Raw genomic sequence first — 22,367 nt, forward strand, 5'->3', positions numbered from 1 at the left:
GACTTCGCCCATGCGCATTCCGCAAAGCCGCCTGGCCCTGCCGCTGGCCGCCCTCTTCGCCGTCTGCTTCGTCGCGCCGCTGGTCGTCCTTCTGGCCCTGTCCTTGCAGGGCGGGACGGACGCGCAGGGCTTCTCCCTGGCGCGCCTGTCCTTCGCGCACTATCGCGACTTCTTCGCTGACGGGTTCAACGACCGTATCCTCGCCAGCACGCTGCTGCTGGGGGTCAAGGCGACGGTGGTGTGCCTGCTGTTCGGCTTTCCCCTGGCCTGGATATGCGCGCAGGCGCGCAGCCCCTGGCAAAGCGTGCTGATGTTTCTTGTCGTGCTGCCCATCCTGACCAGCGTGGTGGTTCGCACCTTCGCGTGGATCGTCATCCTGGGCCGACTAGGCATCGTCAATCACACGCTGCAATGGCTGGGCGTGGTCGATGATCCAGTCAATCTATTGTTCACGGAGACCGGCGTCGTGATCGTACTGGCGCAAGTCCAGATGCCGCTCATGGTGCTACCCATCATGACCGTGCTGTCCAAGCTCGATCCCAACCTGCTGGATGCATCGCAGGCCCTGGGTGCAGGACCCTGGCGCACCTTGCGGCGGGTGATCCTGCCACTGGCGGCGCCCGGCATCGTCGCGGGCTGCATCCTTACCTACGCCGCATCCGTCACCGCCTTCGTGACGCAAACGCTGATAGGCGGCGCGCGCCTGGTCTACATGCCGCTGCGCATCTACCAGGAAGCCACCGGCGCCAACAACTGGCCGTACGCCGCCGCCATCGCCATTGTGTTCATGGTGGCGGTGCTGGCCGTCATCTACGGCGCCGGCTGGGTCGGTAAACAACTGGGAGGACCCGTTCATGCGTAGCCCCGCGCCGGTCTTCAGCCACCGAATCGATTCGGTACGCCTCGTGTTCGGCGTGATGAGCGCCATTGCCCTGCTTGTCCTGGTCATGCCCACGGTGGTGATCCTGGTGACGTCGTTCACGTCCTCGGAATCACTCCGCTTCCCGCCAGCGGGCTATTCGCTGCGCTGGTACCAGGCGCTGCTGGATGCCGACCAGATGCAGCAGGCCGCGTGGACCAGCCTGGTGCTGGCCTTCTGGACCACCGTGCTGTCCGCCGTACTGGGCACCGCGGCCGCGCTGGCGCTGGCGGGCGGCCGGTCGCGCTGGACCCGGGCAGCCGACACGCTGTTCATGTCGCCCTTGCTGCTACCCGCGTTGGCCTTCGGTTTCGCGGCCCTGGTATTCATCTATGGGATCGGTTTGCGGCCCGGCATGGCGCTGCTGGTGCTGGGACACACGGTGGTGTGCGTACCTTTCATCATCCGCACCACCCTGGCCGCGCTGTCGCAACTGGACCCCGCCTTGCGCGACGCCTCGCGCAGCCTGGGCGCCGGCCAGTGGCGTACGTTCCGCAAGATCGTGCTGCCGCTCATCGCCAAGGGCGTGGGGGCCGGCGCCTTCCTGGCGTTCATGTCTTCATTCGACAACGTGCCGGTGTCGCTGTTCCTGGCTGACGAACGCACGGAGGTGTTGCCCATCCACCTCTGGCAGCAGATTTCGTCCAATCTGGACGTGCGCGTGGCCTCGGCGTCCGGCGTCATCGTGCTGGGCACGCTGGTGCTGATGATCCTGGCGGAGCGATTCCTGGGTTTATCGCGGCAACTGCGCCAGTAGACAGGAGGCGGCGGTCGGCAACACGCTGCGGTATCAACGTCCCTTTACTCCCTCCAGGACCAGGTCGACCAGGTTGCTCACCACCGGCGGCGCCTCGCCTTTGCGATAGGCCAAGCCCAGGCTGGCCACCATGTCGGAACCGCGCAGAGGGATGTAGCGCACATCGTCCGACCGGCTGCGGCGCATGCATGACGGCACGATGGATATGCCCAGGCCGCTGGCAACCAGATTGATCGTCGATGAAACCTGCGGGGTGTGCTGCACTACCTTGGGCGTGAAGCCGCGCGCTTCGCAGGCGGACTTGACCATCTCCGGCAAGCCGGTGCCGCTGGCCCTGGGATACAGGATGAAGGGCTCGTCACGCAGCTCTTCCAGCCGCAAGGAGCGCCGGCTATCCAGGGCATGGCCCTTGGGCACCACCACGACCATGGGCTCGGTGGCGATCAGGGTGAAATGGATGTCCGTGTCGTTGCCGATCGGCAGCCGCACGAACGCGGCATCCAGATTGCCCTGGCGCAAGGACTCCATCAGGACACCCGTGCGGTTCTCCTCCAGGGTGATCTCCACGCGCGGATACAGGCCGCGGTAGCGTTGCAGCGCGTCCGTCACCTCGTTCCTGAATGACGCCGACTCCGTGAAGCCGACACTCAGGCGGCCGATCACCCCTTGGGCGCTCACCTGGCATTTGATCGCGGCGCGTTGCACATGCTCCAGGATGGCGCGCGCTTCCTCCAGGTAGACCTGGCCCGGACGCGTCAGGGTCACCCGCCCAGGTTGGCGGTCGAACAGCTGTACACCCAGCTCCTGCTCCAGCGCCTTGATCTGCGCGGTCAAGGGCGGCTGGGCGATGCCGATACGCTGGGCGGCCCGCGTGAAGTGCAGTTCTTCGGCGACGGCGATGAAGTATCTGAGGTGGCGCAGGTCCATACGTTTAAAGTATCGCGAGTGCAATCTCAATATATTAGACGCGCGTGATGACGGCGCCTAGACTTGCATTCCTGTCTCGCCTACCCCGAGGATGCTCATGAAATTCCGTGCCGCGGACGCCCTGCGTCCCCTGTCCATAGCCGGTCAGCCCGCCGCCCGCTACTACGCCTTGGGCGCCCTGGAGGAAATGGGTTTCGGTGCCATTTCCCGCCTGCCCCATTCCATACGCATCATCCTGGAGTCGGTGCTACGCAATCTCGATGGCGTCAGCGTGCAGGAAAGCCATTTGCGCGAACTGGCCGCCTGGCAACCCAAGGCCGAGCGCAATAGCGAGATCCCGTTTGTCGTGTCCCGCATCGTGGCGCCGGATTCGTCCGGCGTGCCCCTGCTGGCAGACCTGGCCGCCATGCGCGAAGCCGCCGCCGAAGCGGGCATGGACCCGGCTGCCATCGAACCCCTGGTACCCGTGGACCTGATCGTCGATCACTCCATCTCCGTCGAACATGCGGGTTCCGGCAACGCGCTGGCGCGAAACATGGCGGTCGAGTACGAACGTAACGGCGAGCGCTATTCCTTTCTCAAGTGGGCGGCGAACGCATTCAGTGCCTTTCGCATCTTTCCGCCCGGCACCGGCATCATTCACCAGATCAATCTGGAACTGCTCGCGCGCGGCGTCCATCAGAAGGATGGCATTGCCTATTTCGACTCCCTGGTGGGCACGGACAGCCACACGCCCATGATCAATGGCATCGGCGTGGTGGGATGGGGCGTAGGCGGCATCGAGGCCGAAGCGGCCATGCTGGGCCAGCCTATCTATGTCGTGGCGCCGGACGTCGTCGGCGTGGAACTGGTCGGCACGCCGCGCCCCGGCATCCTGGCCACCGACATCGTGTTGACGGTGGTACAAGCCTTGCGGGCCAAGAAGGTCGTCGGCAAGTTCGTCGAATTCTTCGGTGCGGGCGTGAGCGCCCTGGCGGCGGTCGACCGCGCCACCATCGCCAATATGGCGCCGGAATACGGCGCGACGCTGGTCCTGTTCCCGGTGGATGAACGCACCCTGGACTATTTGCATTCCGTCGGCCGCAAGGAAAGCGAGCTGGCCGCGCTGGCCGCGTATTTCAAGGCGCAGGACATGTTCGGGGTGCCCGCTGCCGGCGCCATCGACTACAGCGACACGCTGCGTATCGACCTGGGCGCGGTGGAGCCCAGCGTCGCCGGGCCGTCGCGCCCGCAGGACCGTATCGCCCTGGCTGACCTGAAGCATTCGGTGCGCCAGCTGCTGGAAGCGAAAGGCGGGACTGGCAGTCCCGCAACGCCGGCCACGGCGCTACGCGATGGCGACGTGGTCCTTGCCGCCATCACATCCTGTACCAACACTTCGAACTATCGGTCGATACTCGCCGCGGGCGTGCTAGCCAGGAATGCGGTCCGCAAGGGCTTGCGCGCTGCGCCCCATGTGAAGACGTCCTTCACGCCCGGCTCGCGGGCGGTCACCGAGTACCTGAAAGCGGCCGGACTGGACACCCCGCTGGACGCCCTGGGCTTCCAGGTGGCGGGCTACGGCTGTGCCACCTGCATGGGTAATTCCGGCCCGCTGGCGCCGGAGATCGCCGATGAGATCAAGCAAGGCGATCTCACCGTGGCGGCGGTGCTGTCGGGCAACCGCAATTTCGAGGCGCGGATACACCAGGCCATCAAGGCCAACTACCTGATGAGTCCGCCCTTGGTCGTCGCCTTCGCCATCGCGGGAACCAGCGCTTTCGATCCAGCCGCCGACGCCCTGGGCACGGGGGCCGATGGCGCGCCGGTCTACCTGCGCGATATCTGGCCCACTGACGCTGAAATGGCGGAAATGCTTCCCTACGCCCTGGATCCGGGCAACGTCCTGCGCGTGTACGCCAAGCCGTCCGCCAACCCGCTGTGGGAAGCCCTGGACGCGCCGGCGGGAGACCTGTTCACCTGGCAGCAGGGGTCGACGTATCTCAAGCGCCCGCCCTTCTTCGACGGCGTCACGCGTGAGCTGCCGGCGCAGCCTGCCATCCGTGGCGCGCGCGCCTTGGCCATCCTTGGCGATTCGGTCACGACCGATCACATCAATCCCGGCGGCTCGATTCCTGCCGAATCGGAATCCGGCCAGTACCTGATTTCGCTGGGCGTGGCCCCTGCCGATTTCAATAGCTATATCTCACGGCGCGCCCACGACGACGTCATGGTGCGCAGCACCTTCGCCAACGTCCGCGTGCGCAACCTGATGGTCCCGGAGATCGGCAGCAAGACGCTGCACCAGCCGGACGGCACGCCCATGAGCATTTTCGCGGCCGCCACGAAGTATGCGGAGCAAGGCGTGCCCATGATCGTCTTCGCCGGCGAGGAGTATGGCAATGGCTCCAGCCGCGATTGGGCAGCGAAAGGCCCGCGCCTTCTGGGTATCCGCGCGGTCATCGCACGCAGTTTCGAGCGTATCCACCGCAGCAACCTGGTGGGCATGGGCATCCTGCCCCTGGAGTTCGTGGACGGCCAGAATGCGCAGGCCCTGGGCCTGACGGGCGATGAAACCTTCGACCTGCCCGGCGATCTTGCCGACATCCAGGTAGGACAGTCCATGCAGCTGGTGATTCATCGCAAGGACGGCACGACGCAGACCGTACCCCTGCGCGCGCGCATCGATTCGGCGATCGAAGCGGCCTATTTCCTGCATGGCGGCATCCTGCCTTATGTGTTGAGGAATCGCCTGGAACAGCAGACCGAAGCCTGAGACCGAAGTTTTCTGCCGCTGTGGAGGGCGCTTCGGATCGCCGGCTACGGCAGTCGACGCATACGTTGGCCCTCGATCTTTCCGCTATAGTCGCCGCCATGACCAACCAGGGCAATGACGGACGATGGCGTATCAGATAACGGTGGGCGCGGTGGATGCCGGCGCGGCTGGTGCAATGGTCGAGGGCCTGGCCGACGTGCTGGTCGACTGTGTCGACGGCGGCGCCTCGGTCAGCTTCATGGCGCCCATGGCGCGGCAGCAAGCCGTGCGCTTCTGGCAAGGCGTGGTGGACGGCGTCGCGCGCGGCGAACGTATCCTGCTGGTGGCCCGGGATGCCACGGGACGAGTCGCGGGCACGGTCCAGCTGGTGGTCGGGCAACCGCCCAACCAGCCGCATCGCGCCGATGTGTCCAAGCTGCTGGTGCACCGGGACTTCAGGCGCCAGGGCGTGGGACGGCTGCTGATGGAAGCCGTGGACCAGGCCGCGGCCGCCGCTGGCAAGTCGGTTTTGGTGCTGGACACGGAAACCGGCGGCGACGCCGAGCGCCTGTATGAACGCAGCGGCTGGACGCGCGCCGGCGTCATCCCGGATTTCGCGCTGAAGCCCCATGGCGGCCTGTGCGCGACCACTTTTTTCTACAAGCAGGTGTGAATCACGTCCTCAACGACAGCAGGTCCTTGTGGATCTGCCCGTCCTTCATGATCAGCCGCAGGTTTTTCTCCGGCTGGCTCAGCACCATCAGATCGTCCAGCGGATTGCCTTCGACCACCAGCAGGTCCGCATAAGCCCCCTGCTCCAGGACGCCCAGCTTCGCGGGATAAGGATTGCGATGCCCGGACAGCGCCAGCAGTTCGGCATTGGTCGCCGTCGCCATCCGCAGCGCCTCCGCATTCGAATACCAGTGGCGCATATTCGCCAGCATCAAGCCCTGGCGCTGCGCCACGGTGGCCGAGAAGATCAGGTCCGTACCGAAAGCCGTCTTGATGCCGTGCTTGGCAGCCAGGCCATAAGTCCTGGCCGTCCCTGCCGTGACTTCCAGGAAGCGCAGGCGGCCCGGTCCGCTCAAGGGCGCCACGTCGCTCTCGTCCATGAACGGCTGCATGCTCAACCACGTTCCGCTGCTTGCCATCCTGGCCGCAGTGGCGTCGTCCATCAGATGCCCGTGCTCGATGCATTGCACGCCGGCGGCAAGCGACCGCTGGATGGCCTCGGGCGTGTAAGCGTGGTTCATGACGTAGGACCCCCAGTCGCGCGCGGTCTCCACGCCGGCACGCAACTGCTGCTCGGTGAAAGTCAGCATATCCAGCGGACTGCGCGGCGACGATACGCCGCCGCAGCCCACCATCTTCACCTGCGAGGCCCCCTGCAAGAACTGCTCGCGCACCCGCATGCGCACTTCGTCCTCGCTGTCGGCGATGGCGGCGCCGCCGTCCTGCTCGCTTTGGCTGACACGGCTGCTGGTGCGCGGCAACTCGAACAACTGGCGGAAATCACCGTGCCCGCCAGTGGTGGTGATCATGGCGCCGGAAGGATAGATGCGCGGCCCGTCCACGATGCCGCTGTCGATGGCCTGCTTCAGCGCGAAGGACGGGCCACCCGCATCCCGTATCGTGGTGAAGCCACGCATCAGCGTATTGCGCGCCTCGGTGGCGGCAGCGATGTGCACGAAGGCGAAATCGACCTGCAGTATGGTCTGGATAGGCAGCGCGGCCAGCAAGGCATGCCAGTGCATGTCGATCAGGCCCGGCATCACCACCCGGCCGCCGCAATCCAGCACCTTGGCCCCTTCCCGCGCCGGCGGCTGGCCCTGGCCGACCTGGGCAATGGTCGACCCTTCCACCACCAGGAACAGGCCATCCTGCAATTGCGCCGACTTGCCGTCATACAGTCTGAGATTCGTCAGGATGAGCGGCACGCGTTCGCCGCCCGCCGCTGCCGCCCGGGCCATGCCGGGAAACAGGCTGGCCAGCAACGACGCGCCCATGCCAACGACGAAGCCCCGGCGCGACAGGTCGGCGCTGATGCGCCGATTGGCATACGCCACCTGGGAGCGGGTACAAAGGCAGGGGACCCCGCCCTGCTCAGATCGGCGCGACACGGCTGCTGCCGCCTTGCGTGACGATCTGCACGCGTTGGCCTATGCCCACCGGCACATCGGCCTGTTGCGCGATGACGCGCGTCTCGCCGTTGTCCAGTTGCACGGTGATCTCCAGGCCTTGCGTACGGCCACGGGCGTTTTCGACGGCATTGCCCGCCATTGCCCCGCCGACGGCGCCGCCCACGGTGGTGATACGGCGCCCCGAGCCGCCGCCGATCGCATTGCCGGCCACCGCGCCCAGCGCGCCGCCCGCGACCATGCCCAGGCCCGAGGTACCCGAAGACTGGATGGTGATCGGTCGAACGGCGGTCACATGGCCCAGGACGACGGTCTGCGCCCGTTGAGTCTGTTCGAAGGTGTAGACGCGCGACGAGGCATTGGGATTGGCGCAGCCCACCGTGATCAGCGTCAGCCCGGTCAGCGCCAGCAGCGCGACGGTGCGAGTGTGTGTCATGTTGCCTCCTTGGGAGGTTGATCGCGAGCGTGAGATGAAGCCGGATTCAACGAGGCATGCCGGGCGGCGGCGACGGCGGCACGGGCACCTGGTCCTGCAGGTTGCCACGGGTGAACCTGCCATTGGCGTCGAGTATCCCTACCGGACGCCCATTGAAGAACACCGCCCGGTAAGGAAGATATTGCGGCGGCGGCTTGGCATCCAGGGTGTCGTAGGTGGCGACGTCGAAGTCGTACTCCCAGCCCATCATGGGCTGGCCGTCCTGGTCGGTGAAGGTCGTCTGCTTGACCGAGGCGTCGTAGCCGCGGTCTCGATACGTGACGTATCGGGTGGGCGGCAAGGTGTCGCGCAGCGAAGACATGTATTGATGGAGGTCTTCATCGCTGGGAGGGGTGCCGTACTGCGCGATGGTGGCCTGATTGCCTGATTGGGAGGCGCAGCCGGCCAGAACGCAGACGGACAACGCAAGGGCTACCCTGTTCATCGAAGTTCCTCCTGAAGATCACGCACGCCGCGGAGGCATGCGCCAAGGTACTGCAGGAAATTTCCTCGACCGCGGGGACATTAATACTCTCATGTGGTGCGCCTTGGCAAGAAGCAATTGCAGGGCGTGTCCTTAATGCAGAGCAGCGGTCGAGCAGCAAGGCTATGGCGGATCGCGCCGCGCCTGCTGGTTCGCCGACCACACCGACGTGGCGACGATCAACATCGGCACGCCGATGAAAGTGCCGGGAATCCCCCATATCCATCCGCCGAAGAACACCGCCACCATGACCATCAGCGGCGACAGGGAAAACGCACTGCCCGCGAGCCTTGGCTCCAGATAGCAGCCGTAGCCGACCTGGATGACGTTCAGGATCACGAACACGAATACGGTGGTACGCAGCGATTCGAACTGCACGAACGCGAAGAACGTGGGAAACAGGGTAGCCAGCAGCGGGCCGAGAAACGGAATGTAGTTCAACAGGAAGGCCAGCCCGCCCCATGCCGTCGCCAGTTCCAGGCCCGCGTACATGGCGAACAGCCATACCGTGATGCCGGTCAGGACGCTGGCGATGCTGCGGATCAGCATATAGCGCCGCAGCTTGCGGGCAACGTCCGCCGCTACCGCTATCCAATGCTCCGCGCGGGGCAGCATGCGGCGCAGGCGGCCAGGGGCATCGTCGAGTTCGAATACACCCAAGGTCAGGAACAGGAACGCCAGGAAGATCTGGCCGGCCAGGCTGTTGACGCGCAGCAGCACTTCCTGGATGGCGCGCAGCAGCCAATACACGTTGAAATTGTCCAGGAACACGTCCTGTACAAGGGCCAGATGCGGATGCAGTTCGGCAACCTCGATGGTGAAAAGGCGCTGCAGACGCGCCGCATTGCCCATGGTCCATTGCGCCACCAGGTTGAAACCCCATGCGGCCAGGTACAGGAACAGCATCAGGACGCACAGCGAAATCAGGAGCGTCACGATGGACGCCAGCGCACTGCCCAGCCTAGGCCGCAGCACACGCTGCAATGGCGCCACCAGGGCCAGGATGAACAGCGCGAACGCCAGCGGCACGAAGATCGAACTGGCGAAGTACAACAAGGCCAAAAACATCAACGCGGCGATCAGGCCCAGTGCCAGGTTGGAGGGCGGCGGCCCCACCGGAGCCGCGCGTCGCGGCAACGCCGGCTGCCGCCCTGCCGCCCCTCCCTCTGGCAGTTCGCTGGCCGGCTTCATCGCGGAATCACCCGGTCGATGCGTTTGAGCAGATAAGGATAGAAAGGATTGGACGTCAGCCGCGACAGGGACTCCGTACCGGTTATCAGCACACCCACCTCGCCGCGGATGGCGATGGCCCCCAGGCTGATGCCGTATTGCTCGATATTGTCCGGATGCTGGCCGTATAGCGTGTCGTTGGTGGGAAACGGCAAGGCCACATGCGACAGCGAATAGACTTCGTTCGGATAGGGAATGTCGATCGGCGTGTCCGCCGTCGTCGTCTGGCCGGACTCGCTGACCTTTTCGACCATGTCGTTGGAGTTCGCCGTGGCGTTGGTGACGATGGTCAGGCGGTAATTGTGCTGCTCGTTGGGCAGCGTGCCCGACATATACCACTCCACCCCGCGGCGCATCAGGGGCCCCAGCTTGGTGGCGCGATTCAGGTCGAACAGCACCAGTTCGCTGCCATTGTCCGGCAGGCGCGCATACAGCGCATTGAGCACCGCCCGCGTGCTGACCGTGAAGTCCAGCACGGAATGAAAAGTCAGGACCGGCGGCAGTTGCGCCAGCGTGCCCTGGCGTTGCCGTTTGACGATCTTGTCTTGCAGTACCTGGGTCAGTTCATAGGACTGCCGCGCGGCCTGGATGGGAAAGGAGTTGTACTTGAAGGGATTGAATTCCGGCACGATGCTAAGCCAGGCCGCCTTGGCGAAAGCGGGCAGCACGGCTGGCAGTCCGGCCAGCCCGGCGAAGCGCGCAAACCGCGTGATGCCTATCATCGGCGAGATCAGGACCAGTTGATCCGGCCGCGCCATGCGCGTATCGTCCAGGGCCTCCAGCGCATACATCAGCGCCAGCGCGCCCCCATTGGAAAAACCGACGATGTGCAAAGGCTTGGGCGCCGGCACACGCCGCCGCGCCTCCCGCAACGCAAGCCGTGTAGCCGCGACCCAGTCTTCCCAGGTGGAATCCGTCAGCGCCGCCGGCACCGTGCCGTGCGCCGGCAGGCGGATGCCGATCGCCACGAAACCCAGGCTGCGGTAATGCTCGCCGATATGGCGCAGGCTGTAGGGTGAGTCTGTCAGGCCATGCAGCAACACCACCACGCCGCGCGGTTCGCCGGCCGGTTCCAGCACATAGGACCGATTCCAATCGTGTGCGAAATGGCCTGGATAGACCTTGGCGCCGCTGAAATAGCGGTTGCTGTCCACCCTGTCGTCTTCTTCGAGCTTGTCCGTGACGTTGCGCCTGACCTCGTCGAAGATCTTGTTCTCGCGATCGATGTAGTCCTGCCACGTGCTGCGGTCCAGCTCCTCGGCGCTGAGTTCGTCCGGCACATAGGTGTGCCAGACCGCGAGCGGAGGCCCTTGCTGGATGTTGTAGAGCCGCAGGCCCATCGCGCCGATCAGGAGCACGATAATCAGCAGCGCGACGACGCGCAGCGCCTTCATGACTCTGGACCACCGGGTGCGTTGCGCTTTCACGGAAGGCCATCCCCTGGCATGGGAAATCCGCGACTAGCTTACGTAGCGCGCCCTTTTAAGACAAGCGTCTGCAACCTGTCGCATAATTTGGATACCAAATGCGCGCGAAACGGTGGCAACAGGCCTACACATCGGTATAGTGCTAGCGCCCCTCGTCCTACGGAATCCTTATGCTTGACTCGCAAGGACTACAAGCACTCCTGCAGCAGAGTGCCCGCGGCGATCGCGACGCGTTCGCCCAGCTTTATCGCCATACCTCTCCGCATCTGTTCGCGCTTGCCGCTCGTATATTGCGCAGAAGCGACTGGGCGGAGGAGGCATTGCAGGATTCCTTCGTCAATATCTGGCACAACGCCTCCCGCTACTCTTCTGAACAGAGTCAGGTAATGACGTGGATGACGCGCATCGTGCGCAATCGTTGCATAGACCTCTTGCGCCGGCCGGACCTGGAACGTCCCGACCCCGACGGCGAGGTGACCCTGGCCTGGGCCGACGGCGCGCCCGGCCCCCTGGAGCGTCTGCAATCGAGCCAGGACAGCCGGCGCCTGGCGGACTGCATGGGGCAGCTGGAAAGCCAGCAACGCGCGGCCATCGCCCTCTCCTTTTTCGATGACCTGAGCCATGGCGAAATTGCCAGCCGGCTGGAGAAGCCTTTGGGCACCATCAAGAGTTGGGTACGCCGCGGGCTTGAAAGGCTGAAGAGGTGCCTGGCATGAATTACCGCAATCCTGAATTGTCTGCCCGGCTGGCTGCTGACTATGTGTGCGGCGCGATGCGGGGCGGCGCGCGGCGCCGCTTCGAAGGACTGATGGCGGCGGATGCCACCTTGCGCCGGCTGGTGCGCGACTGGGAAGCGGATTTTTATCCGCTGCTGTGGTCGCTGCCACCGAAGACGCCGCCCAAGCGGGTCTGGCGTGCCATCGAGGCCCGCCTCAATCCCGGCCGCCAAGGCTGGTGGCAGGCGCTTGGTTTCTGGCGCATCGTCAGCGGTGTACTGGCCGTGGCGCTGGTGGCGGGCGTGGCCATCTATCCCATGCAGGTGCAGCGTGAAGTCCAGGCGCAGTTGATGGCGGTGCTGCAAAGCCCGCAGTCGGAGGCCATGTTGGTGGTGCGTGCGGACGCCGCAGGGGTGCTGCATGTGCAGACACTGCAGAACCTGGCGACGCGTGCCGATGGCAAGGCTCTCGAACTGTGGGCCATCCCGCCGGGGCAGAAGCCGCAATCGGTGGGCTTGGTGTCGCCCGAAGGCTTGACGTCGCTGCGCCGCGCCAAAGGGCTGGAGGGGGTCAAGCAGCTGGCCATCAGCCTGGAACCGCCGGGCGGATCGCCCACCGGCAATCCCACTGGTCCGATCATCATGAGCGGGGACGTGCTGTCGATCTAGCCTGATCCCGGGTTAACCCGGGTGCATCCAATTGTCCTGCGAGACCGTATATGCATACAGGTCTCGAACAGGACAAACCATGCGCTTTGATCGCACTGCAACACGCTGGACTGCTTCACTACGCGGGTGGATAGATACCCAGGCGGTAACCAGCCCGGCCGTCGATGCCGACCGCATCGACTGGCTGCGCGCCCTGCCGTTTGCCCTGCTGCACCTGGGTTGCCTGGGCGTCATCTGGACCGGTACGTCCGGCGCCGCGCTGACGGTAGCAGCACTGCTGTACGCGCTGCGCATGTTCGCGCTGACCGGCTTCTATCACCGCTATTTCTCCCATCGCACGTTTCGCGCGACGCGGCGCGTGCAATTCGTCTTCGCCATCCTCGGGGCGTCTTGCGCCCAGCGCGGCCCCCTGTGGTGGGCGGCGCATCATCGGCATCACCATCGTCACGCGGACGACGAACAGGACCTGCATTCGCCCCGGCGCCGCGGTTTCTGGTGGAGCCATATGGGCTGGTTCCTGACGCGCCGCGCGTTCGCCACCGACCTGGCCCGCGTGCCGGACCTGCGCGGCTATGCCGAATTGCGCTGGCTGGACCGTTATGACGTGGCGGTACCGGCCTTGCTGGCGCTGGCTTGCTACGCCTTGGGAGCCGCGCTGGAGGCCTGGGCGCCGGGGCTGGGCACGAACGGCCTGCAGATGCTGGTGTGGGGCTTCTTCATTTCCACCGTGGTGCTGTTCCACGCCACGGTCACCATCAATTCCCTGGCCCATCGCTATGGCAAGCGCCGCTACGCGACGCGCGATGACAGCCGCAACAGCCTCTGGCTGGCGCTGTTGACCTTTGGCGAAGGCTGGCACAACAACCATCACTTCTATCCCGGGTCGGCCAGGCAGGGCTTTCGGCCGCTGGAGATCGACATCACCTGGTATGGCCTGCGCCTGCTGGCCGCCGTCGGCCTGATCCGCGACCTGAGGCCCGTGCCCGCCTGGGTGCTGGCCACCGCCACCGCCACCGCCACCGAGGAATGACCATGCGCATCGCCATTGTCGGTTCGGGCATCGCGGGACTGGTCTGCGCGTGGCGTCTTGCGGCCGAGCATGAAGTGACGCTCTACGAAGCCGCGGGTTATCTGGGCGGCCATACGCACACGCACGACGTGGAGCAGGATGGCGTGCGCCATGCCGTGGACAGCGGCTTCATCGTCCACAATCCCGTCCATTATCCGCGCTTCACGGCGTTGATGGAGGAACTGCGGGTGGCCACGCGGCCCACCAGCATGAGCTTTTCCGTGCACAAGCAGGCGGGTGGCCTCGAATACAACGCGACATCGCTGAACACGCTGTTCTGCCAACGCCGCAACCTGATGTCGCCCCGCTTCCTGGGGATGGTGCGCGATTTATTGCGTTTCTATCGGGAGGCGCCGGCGCTGTTGCAAGGCGGGGGGCAAGGCGCAGGGCAAGGCGCAGGGCAAGGCGCAGGGCAAGGCCGAGGGCAAGGCACTGCTCATGGCGCCGGCCGCGGCGCGCCCCGGGACGTGGGCCTGGGCGCCGATCCAGGGCCTACGCTGGGCGAGTACCTTGAACTTGGCCGTTACGGCAGCGCCTTTCGCGACGACCATCTGGTGCCCATGGCCAGCGCGCTTTGGTCATCGCCGGCGGCCCGCATCCTGGAATTTCCGGCGCGCTACCTGGTGCAGTTCATGGCCAATCACCAGATGCTGCAGGTGGCGGACCGCCCTGAATGGCGCGTGGTCGACGGTGGGTCCAACAGTTATGTCAAAGCCATGGCGGCCCGTTGGGGCGCGCGCGTGCAGGTGCGCCTGCACTGCCCCGTGTCAGCCGTACGCCGCGCGGCGGATCACGTGCACGTCGTCGCCGCGGACGGCCCGCAACGTTATGACCACGTCATCTTCGCCTGCCATAGCGACCAGGCCTTGCGGCTGCTGAAAGATCCCGTCGACGCTGAACGGGAGATCCTGGGCGCCATCGCGTATCAGGAGAACGATGTCGTCCTGCACACCGACGCGCGTCTGCTGCCCCGCCAGCCCAAAGCCTGGGCAGCCTGGAACGCCTATGTGCCTGCCGACCCCGCCGCGCCGTGCACGGTCAGCTATTGCATGAACCTGCTGCAAGGGCTGCGTTCGCGCGAACCGTTCGTGGTGACGCTCAATCGCAGCGAAGCAATAGATGACTCCCGGGTTTTGGCGCGCATGCGTTATCACCATCCCGTCTACACCCACGCAGCGGTTGCCGCGCAAGCTCGCCGCCAGGAAATCTCCGGGCACCGGCGCACCTGGTATGCCGGCGCCTACTGGGGCTGGGGCTTCCACGAAGACGGCGTGGCCAGCGCCATGGATGTGGTCGCCGGCCTGCGGTCGGCCATGGCCGCGCAAGGCGGAACCGATACGCTGCCACGGATACTGGAGGCCGCATGACATCGGCCAGGTATTCACCCGACGGTTCGCCTGAGACTGCGCCCAGTGGTTCGGTCCAGGCTTCATCCCGTACGTCGTCCAGCGCGCTGCACAGCGCTGTCTATGAAGGCCGTGTGGTCCATCGGCGCCACGCCCCCCATCCTCATGCGTTTTCCTATCGGATGGGGCAGCTTTATCTGGACCTGGATGAAATCGATGAGGTTTTCCGAGGGCGCTGGCTGTGGTCGGTCAACCGGCGCAACCTTGCCCAGTGGCGCCGCGCGGACTACCTGGCCGGGGCGCCCGCGCTGGCCGATGCGGTACGCGCCCGGCTGCGCGAGCACATGGGCACGGCGGCGCCGGCCGGCCCTATCCGCCTGCTGGCGCATCCCCGCTATGCCGGCTACGTCTTCAATCCGGTGAGCTTCTACTACTGTTACGACGAGGACGGCCAGACGCTGCGTGCCATCCTGGCGGAGATCACCAACACGCCCTGGAAGCAGCGCCACGCCATCGTGCTGCCGCTGGCCGACGCCATGCCGCCGCCATCCCTGGCGTGGTATTTCGACAAGCAGTTCCATGTGTCGCCCTTCATGCCCATGGACTGCCGCTACGAATGGCGCTTCGGCGTCCCTGGCGAGCGGCTGCATGTCCACATGCGCGTCCTGCGCCAGGGCCACGCGCAATTCGATGCCGACCTGGACCTGCAACGCCGCGCGCTCGACGGCGCGGCGCTCGCACGGCTGCTGTGGCGCTATCCGTTGATGACCATGCAGGTCATCGGCGCCATCCACTGGCAGGCCCTGCGGCTGTGGCTGAAGGGCAATCCCGTCCACGATCACCCCGGAACGCCCAACGGAGAATCCCGATGAAACCGATGACCCCTTCCGAACTTACGGCGGTCGTCGCCGGCAGCGGCGCCCGCCCGCTGGACCGTCTGCTGCGCCGGCGCCTGCTGGACAGCCTGGCCCGCCTGCAACACGGCAGCCTGGTGATCGAGGATGAACTGGGCAGCACGGCGCTGGGTAATGGCGCCGATACCGTCCGCCTGACCGTGCACGACATGAGTTTCTACCGTCTGCTGGCCACGCATGGCGCAGTGGGCGCGGGCGCCGCCTATGCCGATGGCATATGGACGACCGACGACCTGGTCGGCCTGGTGCGCCTGCTGGTGCGCAACCGCGACGTGCTCGATGGCATGGAGTCGGGCCCGGCGCGCCTGGCCGCCTGGGCCTTGAAACTGTGGCATGCCCGCCGTCGCAACACGCGCGAAGGCAGCCGTCGCAACATCGAAGCGCACTACGACCTGGGCAATGATTTTTTCGCCCTCTTCCTGTCCGCCGACATGATGTATTCCTCGGCCATGTGGGACGGTGAAGACGACACGCTGGAGGCCGCGTCCTACCGCAAGCTGGACGCCATCTGCCGCAAGCTGCGGCTGACCCCTGTCGACCGCGTGGTGGAGATAGGCAGCGGCTGGGGCGGTTTCGCCCTGCATGCCGCGCGCCATTATGGCTGCCACGTCACCACGGCGACGATCTCGCAGGAGCAGCACGCGCTGGCGACGGTCAAGGTGCGAGCGGCCGGGCTGCAGAACCGCGTCGACGTCGTGCTGCAAGACTACCGGGACCTGCAGGGCCAGTACGACAAGTTGGTGTCGATAGAGATGATCGAGGCCATCGGCGCGCCTTACCTGGACACTTATTTCACCAAGATCGGCAGCCTGCTACGGCCCGATGGCCTGGCGCTGCTGCAGGCGATCACCATCGAAGATCACCGCTATGCGCAGGCCCTTGCCGAGGTGGACTTCATCAAGCGCTACATCTTCCCCGGCAGCTTCATCCCGTCCATCGAAGCCATGTTGCGCGCCAAGACGCGCGCTTCCGACCTGGCGCTGGTGGACCTCGAAGACTTCGGCCTGTCCTACGCCCGCACCCTGCAGGCTTGGCGTGAACGCTTCCTGGCCCATCTGCCAGAGGTGCGCGCGCAAGGTTTCGATGAACGCTTCTGCCGGTTGTGGACCTTCTACCTGGCCTATTGCGAAGGGGGCTTCCGCGAACGCTCCATCGGTGTGTCCCATCTGTTACTGGCCAAACCGGGGGCGCGGCCGACCGGCGGCGCATGGGCCCCGCGGCGGGAGGACTCGTGCGCCGCATGACCCTGCAACCAACGGGACTGCAGCCATGGAGCCTGCCACCATGGGGGCTGCGTCCATGACCCTGCCCACCAGTATGCACCTGGCCCCCGTCCAGCAACTGGCCTGCATCTTCATCGCCATGGTGGCCGCCATGACGCTGGGCTGGCGCTGGCAGCGGCGCCACATCAATGCCGGCATCGTCGACGTCATCTGGTCCGGCGGCATGGGCATGGCCGCGCTATTCGTTGCCATGACGGGCTCCGGCGATCCAGGCTTGCGCCTGGCACTGGCGCTGCTGGCCGCCGCCTGGTCCATCAGGCTGGCCAGCCACCTGTGGCGCCGCGTGCGGCGCGACGAAGACGGCCGCTACCGCGCCCTGCGCCAACGCTGGCATGGCCACCAAGGCAAGTTCTTCGGCCTGTTCATGTTCCAGGCCTTGCTGGTACCGCTGTTTTCCCTGCCCTTCGTGGCGGTCGGCGCGAATGCGAACAGCGGTGGCGCACTTCATATTCATCTGATCGTCGGCGTCTTGATCTGGGCCGGCGCGCTGGCCGGCGAGACCTTGGCCGATCGCCAACTGGACCGCTTCCGCGCCATCCCCGCCAACCATGGCCACAGTTGCCGCGCGGGCCTGTGGCGGTACTCGCGCCATCCGAATTATTTCTTCGAATGGTGCCACTGGTTTGCCTATGTCGCGCTGGCCTGGGGCTCGCCCCTGGCCTGGATGGCGTGGCTGGGGCCCCTGCTCATGTTCGTGTTCCTGCGCTGGGTCAGCGGCATTCCCTTTACCGAACAGCAGGCCTTGCGCAGCCGCGGTGAAGAGTACCGCGCCTATCAGCGCGAGACGCCGGCCTTCTTTCCCTGGTTTCCCAAATCCTCACGGTCTTCCGGAGATAGGCAATGACGATATCTACCCTGAATCCTTCCGAGCTGGCCGTCGACAGGCCGGCTTCGGGTCTGCTTGGCATGGCCGAACGGGGCATGCTGCCCGACGCCACGCTGCGCATGGGCATCCGCCGCCTGTGCGGGCAGCGGCTGACCCAGCTGCATGCGGGCGGCCTGGAAGCCAGGTCCAGACGGCAGCGGGCGCTGCTTACGCAACTACGCCGCAGCCCGGTGGCCCTGCATACGAAAGCGGCCAATACCCAGCACTACGAATTGCCGCCGGCGTTCTTCGCCCTGTGCCTGGGTTCGCATCTGAAGTACTCCGGCTGCTATTACCCCAAGGGCACGGAGACCCTGAACCAGGCCGAAGCAGCCATGCTGGCGCTGTACGCGGAGCGCGCCGAATTGGCCGATGGCCAGCACATCCTGGAACTGGGTTGCGGCTGGGGGTCGCTGACGCTGTGGATGGCCGAACGCTATCCGCGCGCCCATATCACCGCGGTGTCCAATTCGCGCCAACAGCGCGAATACATCGAACGGGCCTGCCACGAACGAGGGCTGGTCAACGTCGAAGTCATCACCTGCGATGTCAATACGCTGGCGTTGCCGGCGGCGGCCTATGACCGCTGCATCTCGGTGGAGATGTTCGAACACCTGCGCAACTACGAGGACATGATGGCGCGCATCGCGCATTGGCTGCGTCCTGGCGGCAAGCTGTTCGTTCACATCTTTACGCATCGCGAAGTGGCCTATCCCTTCGAGACCACGGGCGAAGACAATTGGCTGGGCCGGCATTTCTTCACCGGCGGCTTGATGCCGGCGGCCGATACGCTGCTGCACTTCCAGAGCCATCTGCGCATCGAGGACCGCTGGCTGCTCGATGGAACGCACTACGAGCGCACCGCCAATCATTGGCTGGCCAACCAGGACTTCCATCGCACCGAGGTGGACAAGGTCCTTGTCCAGGCCTACGGCGCCGAGCTGGCCCCGTTGTGGCGGCAGCGCTGGCGCATGTTCTGGATGTCCTGCGCCGAGCTGTTCGGCTATGCCGACGGCCAGCAGTGGGGCGTCACCCATTATCGATTCGTGAGGTCCTGAGTCGATGGCGTTGAATCACGGCCTCAATGCCATCGGCGTGGGCCTGCCCCATCGTGATCGCCCGTACCAACCGTAGTGGAGATCTGCCATGTCCCCAGCCAAACCATTATTCTCGCTGCGCCACCCCGTCCGTTATTTGCTCGCGCTTGGCGCCGCGCTGCTGGCGACGGGCTGTTCCTCGCCCGCGCCCATGCCGCCGGTGGCCCACGTGGACATACCGCGCTTCATGGGCGACTGGTATGTGATCGCCCATATTCCCAGCTGGCCGGAACGGCATGCCTATGACGCCGTGGAAAGCTACGCCTTGCGCGATGACGGCCGCATCCAGACCACGTTCCGTTATCGCGACGGCAGCTTCGACGAACCGGTGAAGACGATGACACCCGTCGGCACTGTGCAGCCGGATACCGGCAATGCGGTGTGGGGCATGCAATTCGTCTGGCCCATCCAGGCCGAGTACGTCATCGCTTATCTGGACGATGACTATCGCACCACCATCGTCGGCCGCTCGAAACGCGACTACGTGTGGATCATGGCCCGATCCCCCAAGCTGGACGACGCCGAATACGCCCGCCTGGTCGACCGGGTCGCGGCGCTGGGCTACGACATCACCAAATTGCGCCGCGTTCCCCGCAACTAGCTGGAGGGCGGCGGCGCGTAGGCGTCGATGACCTGCTGCTCGGTCATCGTCGGCGTCTGGTTGGCGAAGTCGTAATAGGCCGGCTTCTTGTCGATATAGACCTGGCTGGCAAGCTCGAACTCCTGCGCTTCGAACAGGCCGGCCGGCACGAAGTAGTGGCCGTTGGACAGCAGTTTGTAGTACAGGTGCGAACCGCAGGTCGCGCAGAAAGCCCGCTCGGCCCAGTCGGACGAGCGAAACACCGAAATCTGCGTCTCGCCGGACACCGTCACGTCCGGACCGCAATGCACTGCCAGCAGCGGACCACCGCCCCATTTGCGGCAATAGCCGCAGTGGCAGGCGCCGATCTGCTTTTTATCGGTAGCCGTCAAGGTGACGGCGCCGCATAGACATGAGCCTTTCATTCCAGTCTCCTGTGTTGAATTTACTTCGGCAGGATTCCTCGCGCCGCTGCGTAAACCGCCACTGCGGCCTCGAAATCCTGGCCGTCGACGTCTCCGGTCAAGCCATCCAGCTTGTCGTCCCAGCTGTTCCACTCACGCTGGAAGGCTCGCCGGCGGCGGTCCTCCGTCGATACCGGGTAAGGCTGGGGAAACATGGCCATGCCCTGCTCCACCGTCTTCGCCGCCTGCGGCATGCCGATATCGCGCATGGCCTGGACGACGTAGGGGGCGAACGCACCGCTGGAATTGGAGAAGAACTGGTGCATGCCGCCGTTGAACAGTTCGCCGCTGAAGATGGCCATCACATAGACCGTGCGCAAGGCCTGCGGCATGGTCTCGATGCCTTTGCGTATCGTGGCTTCATCGCCGAAACCCGATGGGCCGCTCTGCAGCAGGCAACCTTCCAGATAGCCCAGGCGCTGTCGGTTCGTCAGGTGCTCGCGCGCCTGCGCCAGCAATGCCGCCCCCTGCGGATCGCGCCGCATGTAGTCGACGACGCCGGCCTTATACCCCGTCTTGTCCGCCAACGGCGTGCCGATCTGGCGCAGCAGATTGTCCGTGGCGGTGGGCGGCTTGTTGAAGTCCGGTGCGATGCCTTCCTGGATGCGCAGAAAGCTCTGGGCAAGGAATCCGTCCCGCTTGCGATCGTCGGTCGGATAGCTGGAACCGAAAGCGGCCATGCCCTGTTCTATTGCCTGGGCCTGTGACGTCATGCCGGCGGCGCGCAGGGCCTGCAGCACTTCCGGCGCAAGCGCACCGGCCTGCGTGCTGAAGTATTGATGCATGCCATCTTTCGAACCATCGGCCAGGGACTCGCCCAGGGCCAGCAGCAGACGCAGATTGCGTATGGCGGAAGGATCGCTTGCGAGCGACGCCAGATAGGCGTCCCGGCCGTCGGTGACCAGCGTCACCGCGCGGGACGGATACGCCATGGAGAGGACTTCGTAATCGGGAATCTGCTGCAAGGAGCACTCCTTGGACGAGGTCGTTACAGGAGACGCAGGCTGTGCGGTACATGGGGCTACCCCGGCCAAGACCAGGGCCAGGGCCAGTATCAGGCACGCAGCATTGTTTCGTGGCATCGGCATCGCTTCAGAATGACCGTCCTCCATGACCGCAAGTCAGCCGGCTGCCGAGAAAGGCGGCGGAGGGTTCGATTCTACCCAAGGCGCGGCTTGCGCCGCCTGATCAGCCGACCGGACGACGGGATAGCGGTGAGAAGCACCTCGCGCCCCGGGCCCTCAGCGTGTGTCCATCCGGCCGCGCGCGCCCTCGGGCCCTGCGCCGTGATGACGCCGATACTCCGCCGGGGTCACGCCCACGTGCTTGACGAAGCTGCGCCGCAGGGTGTCTGCATTGGCGAAGCCGCATTTGGCGGCGACCTGCTTGGGCGCATCCGTGCCCGCCTCCAGCAAGGCCCGCGCGGCCTGGACGCGGGTCAGTTCCACCCACGCCGCCGGCGTCAGCCCTACTTCGGCATGAAACAGGCGCGCGAAATGACGCGCGCTCAAGCCGGCATGGTGTGCCAGGGTCTCGACGGAATGGTCCGCCTCGGGATGCGCGGCCACCCAGCGCTGTACCGTCTGCAGGACCGATCTTCCCGAGGGCTGCGCCTCGCCCTTGCGGCTGAACTGCAGCTGGCCGCCCGGACGCTTGAAGAACATCACCAGTTGGGACGCCACCCGCATGGCCACGTCGCGGCCCAGGTCTTCCTCGACCAGGATCAAGGCCAGGTCCAGGCCGGCCGTCACGCCCGCTGCCGTGCACAGCTTGCCGTCACGCACATACAGGGCATCGTCTTCGATGGTGGCTCGCGGATAGGCCTGCGCCAGATCGGCCGCGGCCGCCCAGTGCGTGGTTGCCCTGCGGCCGTCCAGCAGGCCAGCCGCGGCCAGGGCGTAGGCGCCGGTGCAGACCGACCCGTAGCGCCGCGCCGCGCGGGCGGTGGCGCGTATCCATTGCAGCGTGCCTTCGCTCAACAGCATCTCCGCCGCCCGCGGGGCGCCCGCGATGAGCAAGGTGTCGCAACGCTGTGGGTCCCCCACCACCAGGTCGGGCAGCAGGCGCGCCCCGGAGGAACTGGCAATGGGTCCCGCCTCGCATCCCACCACCCGCAGGTCGTAGAAACGGCGGCCGGCTTCCACATTGGCTTGGGCGAAGACGTCCAGCGGTCCCGATACGTCGAGCAGCTGGACTCCGGGAAGCGCGAGGATGGCAATGGTCTTGGTCATCGAAAGAAAGCCGATGGGTAAAGGGAAGCGCAGCGCAAGCAGA

Annotated in this window: 22 protein-coding genes; 13 read left to right on the plus strand and 9 right to left on the minus strand. The window is 65.5% G+C overall.

The features are described 5' to 3' along the window. Nucleotides 1–10 precede the first annotated feature (10 nt). Both CEY05_RS02600 and CEY05_RS02605 read left to right on the plus strand, forming a co-directional pair. The gene (locus CEY05_RS02600; protein WP_088595821.1) at nt 11–862 is read left to right on the plus strand and encodes an ABC transporter permease; all 852 of its coding nucleotides are present in this window, start codon (nt 11–13) and stop codon (nt 860–862) included. Next, a complete protein-coding gene (locus CEY05_RS02605; protein WP_088595822.1) occupies nt 855–1,676 on the plus strand; it encodes an ABC transporter permease in 822 nt (273 codons plus the stop codon). Before CEY05_RS02600 ends, CEY05_RS02605 begins: the two co-directional genes overlap by 8 nt. Before the next feature lie 33 nt (nt 1,677–1,709). On the opposite strand, the gene CEY05_RS02610 is transcribed toward CEY05_RS02605, so the two are convergent. Beyond that, nucleotides 1,710–2,603 (minus strand): LysR family transcriptional regulator, encoded by an 894-nt coding sequence (locus tag CEY05_RS02610; protein WP_088595823.1) that lies wholly within the window; start codon nt 2,601–2,603, stop codon nt 1,710–1,712. A gap of 97 nt (nt 2,604–2,700) precedes the next feature. Here CEY05_RS02610 and acnA point away from each other — a divergent pair, with 97 nt between their 5' ends. Both acnA and CEY05_RS02620 read left to right on the plus strand, forming a co-directional pair. Continuing rightward, nucleotides 2,701–5,358, plus strand: a complete 2,658-nt coding sequence (gene acnA / locus CEY05_RS02615; protein WP_088595824.1) for an aconitate hydratase AcnA — start codon at nt 2,701–2,703, stop codon at nt 5,356–5,358. Nucleotides 5,359–5,482: 124 nt separating this feature from the next. After that, entirely contained in the window at nt 5,483–6,010 is a 528-nt protein-coding gene (locus CEY05_RS02620) for a GNAT family N-acetyltransferase (RefSeq protein ID WP_088595825.1), read from the plus strand. Between the two features lies 1 nt (nt 6,011). On the opposite strand, the gene CEY05_RS02625 is transcribed toward CEY05_RS02620, so the two are convergent. From CEY05_RS02625 to CEY05_RS02645, 5 genes are all read right to left on the minus strand, one after another. Further along, a complete protein-coding gene (locus tag CEY05_RS02625) occupies nt 6,012–7,457 on the minus strand; it encodes an amidohydrolase family protein (RefSeq protein WP_233161321.1) in 1,446 nt (481 codons plus the stop codon). Then, entirely contained in the window at nt 7,441–7,911 is a 471-nt protein-coding gene (locus CEY05_RS02630; protein WP_088595826.1) for a glycine zipper 2TM domain-containing protein, read from the minus strand. Before CEY05_RS02630 ends, CEY05_RS02625 begins: the two co-directional genes overlap by 17 nt. A gap of 46 nt (nt 7,912–7,957) precedes the next feature. Beyond that, complete coding sequence (locus tag CEY05_RS02635; RefSeq protein WP_088595827.1) at nt 7,958–8,395, minus strand: hypothetical protein; 438 nt, start codon at nt 8,393–8,395, stop codon at nt 7,958–7,960. Between the two features lie 162 nt (nt 8,396–8,557). Continuing rightward, nucleotides 8,558–9,625 (minus strand): AI-2E family transporter, encoded by a 1,068-nt coding sequence (locus CEY05_RS02640; protein WP_088595828.1) that lies wholly within the window; start codon nt 9,623–9,625, stop codon nt 8,558–8,560. Next, nucleotides 9,622–11,091: a carboxylesterase gene (locus tag CEY05_RS02645; RefSeq protein ID WP_233161322.1), complete on the minus strand. Its 1,470-nt coding sequence runs from the start codon at nt 11,089–11,091 to the stop codon at nt 9,622–9,624. Before CEY05_RS02645 ends, CEY05_RS02640 begins: the two co-directional genes overlap by 4 nt. Before the next feature lie 170 nt (nt 11,092–11,261). Between CEY05_RS02645 and CEY05_RS02650 the strand changes: the two genes are divergently transcribed. From CEY05_RS02650 to CEY05_RS02690, 9 genes are all read left to right on the plus strand, one after another. Further along, nucleotides 11,262–11,807 carry an RNA polymerase sigma factor gene (locus CEY05_RS02650; protein WP_088595830.1) on the plus strand — a complete coding sequence of 182 codons (546 nt, stop codon included), beginning with the start codon at nt 11,262–11,264 and terminating at the stop codon, nt 11,805–11,807. Continuing rightward, nucleotides 11,804–12,475, plus strand: a complete 672-nt coding sequence (locus tag CEY05_RS02655; RefSeq protein WP_088595831.1) for an anti-sigma factor domain-containing protein — start codon at nt 11,804–11,806, stop codon at nt 12,473–12,475. Before CEY05_RS02650 ends, CEY05_RS02655 begins: the two co-directional genes overlap by 4 nt. 79 nt (nt 12,476–12,554) lie before the next feature. Further along, nucleotides 12,555–13,505: an acyl-CoA desaturase gene (locus tag CEY05_RS02660; protein WP_088595832.1), complete on the plus strand. Its 951-nt coding sequence runs from the start codon at nt 12,555–12,557 to the stop codon at nt 13,503–13,505. A 2-nt stretch (nt 13,506–13,507) separates the two neighbouring features. Continuing rightward, nucleotides 13,508–14,911 (plus strand): NAD(P)/FAD-dependent oxidoreductase, encoded by a 1,404-nt coding sequence (locus tag CEY05_RS02665; RefSeq protein ID WP_088595833.1) that lies wholly within the window; start codon nt 13,508–13,510, stop codon nt 14,909–14,911. Then, on the plus strand, nt 14,908–15,762 hold the full coding sequence (locus CEY05_RS02670; RefSeq protein ID WP_088595834.1) for a DUF1365 domain-containing protein: 855 nt from the start codon (nt 14,908–14,910) through the stop codon (nt 15,760–15,762). Before CEY05_RS02665 ends, CEY05_RS02670 begins: the two co-directional genes overlap by 4 nt. Next, nucleotides 15,759–17,048 (plus strand): cyclopropane-fatty-acyl-phospholipid synthase family protein, encoded by a 1,290-nt coding sequence (locus CEY05_RS02675; protein WP_088595835.1) that lies wholly within the window; start codon nt 15,759–15,761, stop codon nt 17,046–17,048. Before CEY05_RS02670 ends, CEY05_RS02675 begins: the two co-directional genes overlap by 4 nt. A 25-nt stretch (nt 17,049–17,073) precedes the next feature. Next, nucleotides 17,074–17,931 (plus strand): DUF1295 domain-containing protein, encoded by an 858-nt coding sequence (locus CEY05_RS02680; RefSeq protein ID WP_233161323.1) that lies wholly within the window; start codon nt 17,074–17,076, stop codon nt 17,929–17,931. After that, complete coding sequence (locus tag CEY05_RS02685; RefSeq protein ID WP_088595836.1) at nt 17,928–19,010, plus strand: cyclopropane-fatty-acyl-phospholipid synthase family protein; 1,083 nt, start codon at nt 17,928–17,930, stop codon at nt 19,008–19,010. The genes CEY05_RS02680 and CEY05_RS02685 overlap by 4 nt, the downstream gene beginning before the upstream one ends. Nucleotides 19,011–19,098: 88 nt before the next feature. After that, entirely contained in the window at nt 19,099–19,650 is a 552-nt protein-coding gene (locus CEY05_RS02690; protein ID WP_088595837.1) for a lipocalin family protein, read from the plus strand. On the opposite strand, the gene CEY05_RS02695 is transcribed toward CEY05_RS02690, so the two are convergent. The 3 genes from CEY05_RS02695 to CEY05_RS02705 all read right to left on the minus strand — a co-directional run bounded on the left by CEY05_RS02695 (nt 19,647) and on the right by CEY05_RS02705 (nt 22,324). After that, nucleotides 19,647–20,054: a GFA family protein gene (locus tag CEY05_RS02695; RefSeq protein WP_088595838.1), complete on the minus strand. Its 408-nt coding sequence runs from the start codon at nt 20,052–20,054 to the stop codon at nt 19,647–19,649. The two genes, CEY05_RS02690 and CEY05_RS02695, sit on opposite strands and share 4 nt — an antisense overlap. A 20-nt stretch (nt 20,055–20,074) precedes the next feature. Then, nucleotides 20,075–21,058 carry a DUF4375 domain-containing protein gene (locus CEY05_RS02700; RefSeq protein ID WP_158219240.1) on the minus strand — a complete coding sequence of 328 codons (984 nt, stop codon included), beginning with the start codon at nt 21,056–21,058 and terminating at the stop codon, nt 20,075–20,077. Nucleotides 21,059–21,334: 276 nt separating this feature from the next. Further along, the gene (locus CEY05_RS02705) at nt 21,335–22,324 is read right to left on the minus strand and encodes a GlxA family transcriptional regulator (protein WP_088595840.1); all 990 of its coding nucleotides are present in this window, start codon (nt 22,322–22,324) and stop codon (nt 21,335–21,337) included. Between the last annotated feature and the right edge of the window lie 43 nt (nt 22,325–22,367).

Source organism: Achromobacter sp. HZ34 (assembly GCF_002209485.1).
In the GTDB taxonomy this organism is placed as follows: domain Bacteria; phylum Pseudomonadota; class Gammaproteobacteria; order Burkholderiales; family Burkholderiaceae_B; genus Bordetella_C.

Coding starts and splice junctions, on each gene's coding strand:
- CEY05_RS02600 (WP_088595821.1), top strand. CDS start 11: ATGCGCATTCCGCAAAGCCGCCTGGCCCTGCCGCTGGCCGCCCTCTTC.
- CEY05_RS02605 (WP_088595822.1), top strand. CDS start 855: ATGCGTAGCCCCGCGCCGGTCTTCAGCCACCGAATCGATTCGGTACGC.
- CEY05_RS02610 (WP_088595823.1), bottom strand. CDS start 2,603: ATGGACCTGCGCCACCTCAGATACTTCATCGCCGTCGCCGAAGAACTG.
- acnA (WP_088595824.1), top strand. CDS start 2,701: ATGAAATTCCGTGCCGCGGACGCCCTGCGTCCCCTGTCCATAGCCGGT.
- CEY05_RS02620 (WP_088595825.1), top strand. CDS start 5,483: ATGGCGTATCAGATAACGGTGGGCGCGGTGGATGCCGGCGCGGCTGGT.
- CEY05_RS02630 (WP_088595826.1), bottom strand. CDS start 7,911: ATGACACACACTCGCACCGTCGCGCTGCTGGCGCTGACCGGGCTGACG.
- CEY05_RS02635 (WP_088595827.1), bottom strand. CDS start 8,395: ATGAACAGGGTAGCCCTTGCGTTGTCCGTCTGCGTTCTGGCCGGCTGC.
- CEY05_RS02640 (WP_088595828.1), bottom strand. CDS start 9,625: ATGAAGCCGGCCAGCGAACTGCCAGAGGGAGGGGCGGCAGGGCGGCAG.
- CEY05_RS02650 (WP_088595830.1), top strand. CDS start 11,262: ATGCTTGACTCGCAAGGACTACAAGCACTCCTGCAGCAGAGTGCCCGC.
- CEY05_RS02655 (WP_088595831.1), top strand. CDS start 11,804: ATGAATTACCGCAATCCTGAATTGTCTGCCCGGCTGGCTGCTGACTAT.
- CEY05_RS02660 (WP_088595832.1), top strand. CDS start 12,555: ATGCGCTTTGATCGCACTGCAACACGCTGGACTGCTTCACTACGCGGG.
- CEY05_RS02665 (WP_088595833.1), top strand. CDS start 13,508: ATGCGCATCGCCATTGTCGGTTCGGGCATCGCGGGACTGGTCTGCGCG.
- CEY05_RS02670 (WP_088595834.1), top strand. CDS start 14,908: ATGACATCGGCCAGGTATTCACCCGACGGTTCGCCTGAGACTGCGCCC.
- CEY05_RS02675 (WP_088595835.1), top strand. CDS start 15,759: ATGAAACCGATGACCCCTTCCGAACTTACGGCGGTCGTCGCCGGCAGC.
- CEY05_RS02680 (WP_233161323.1), top strand. CDS start 17,074: ATGGAGCCTGCCACCATGGGGGCTGCGTCCATGACCCTGCCCACCAGT.
- CEY05_RS02685 (WP_088595836.1), top strand. CDS start 17,928: ATGACGATATCTACCCTGAATCCTTCCGAGCTGGCCGTCGACAGGCCG.
- CEY05_RS02690 (WP_088595837.1), top strand. CDS start 19,099: ATGTCCCCAGCCAAACCATTATTCTCGCTGCGCCACCCCGTCCGTTAT.
- CEY05_RS02695 (WP_088595838.1), bottom strand. CDS start 20,054: ATGAAAGGCTCATGTCTATGCGGCGCCGTCACCTTGACGGCTACCGAT.
- CEY05_RS02705 (WP_088595840.1), bottom strand. CDS start 22,324: ATGACCAAGACCATTGCCATCCTCGCGCTTCCCGGAGTCCAGCTGCTC.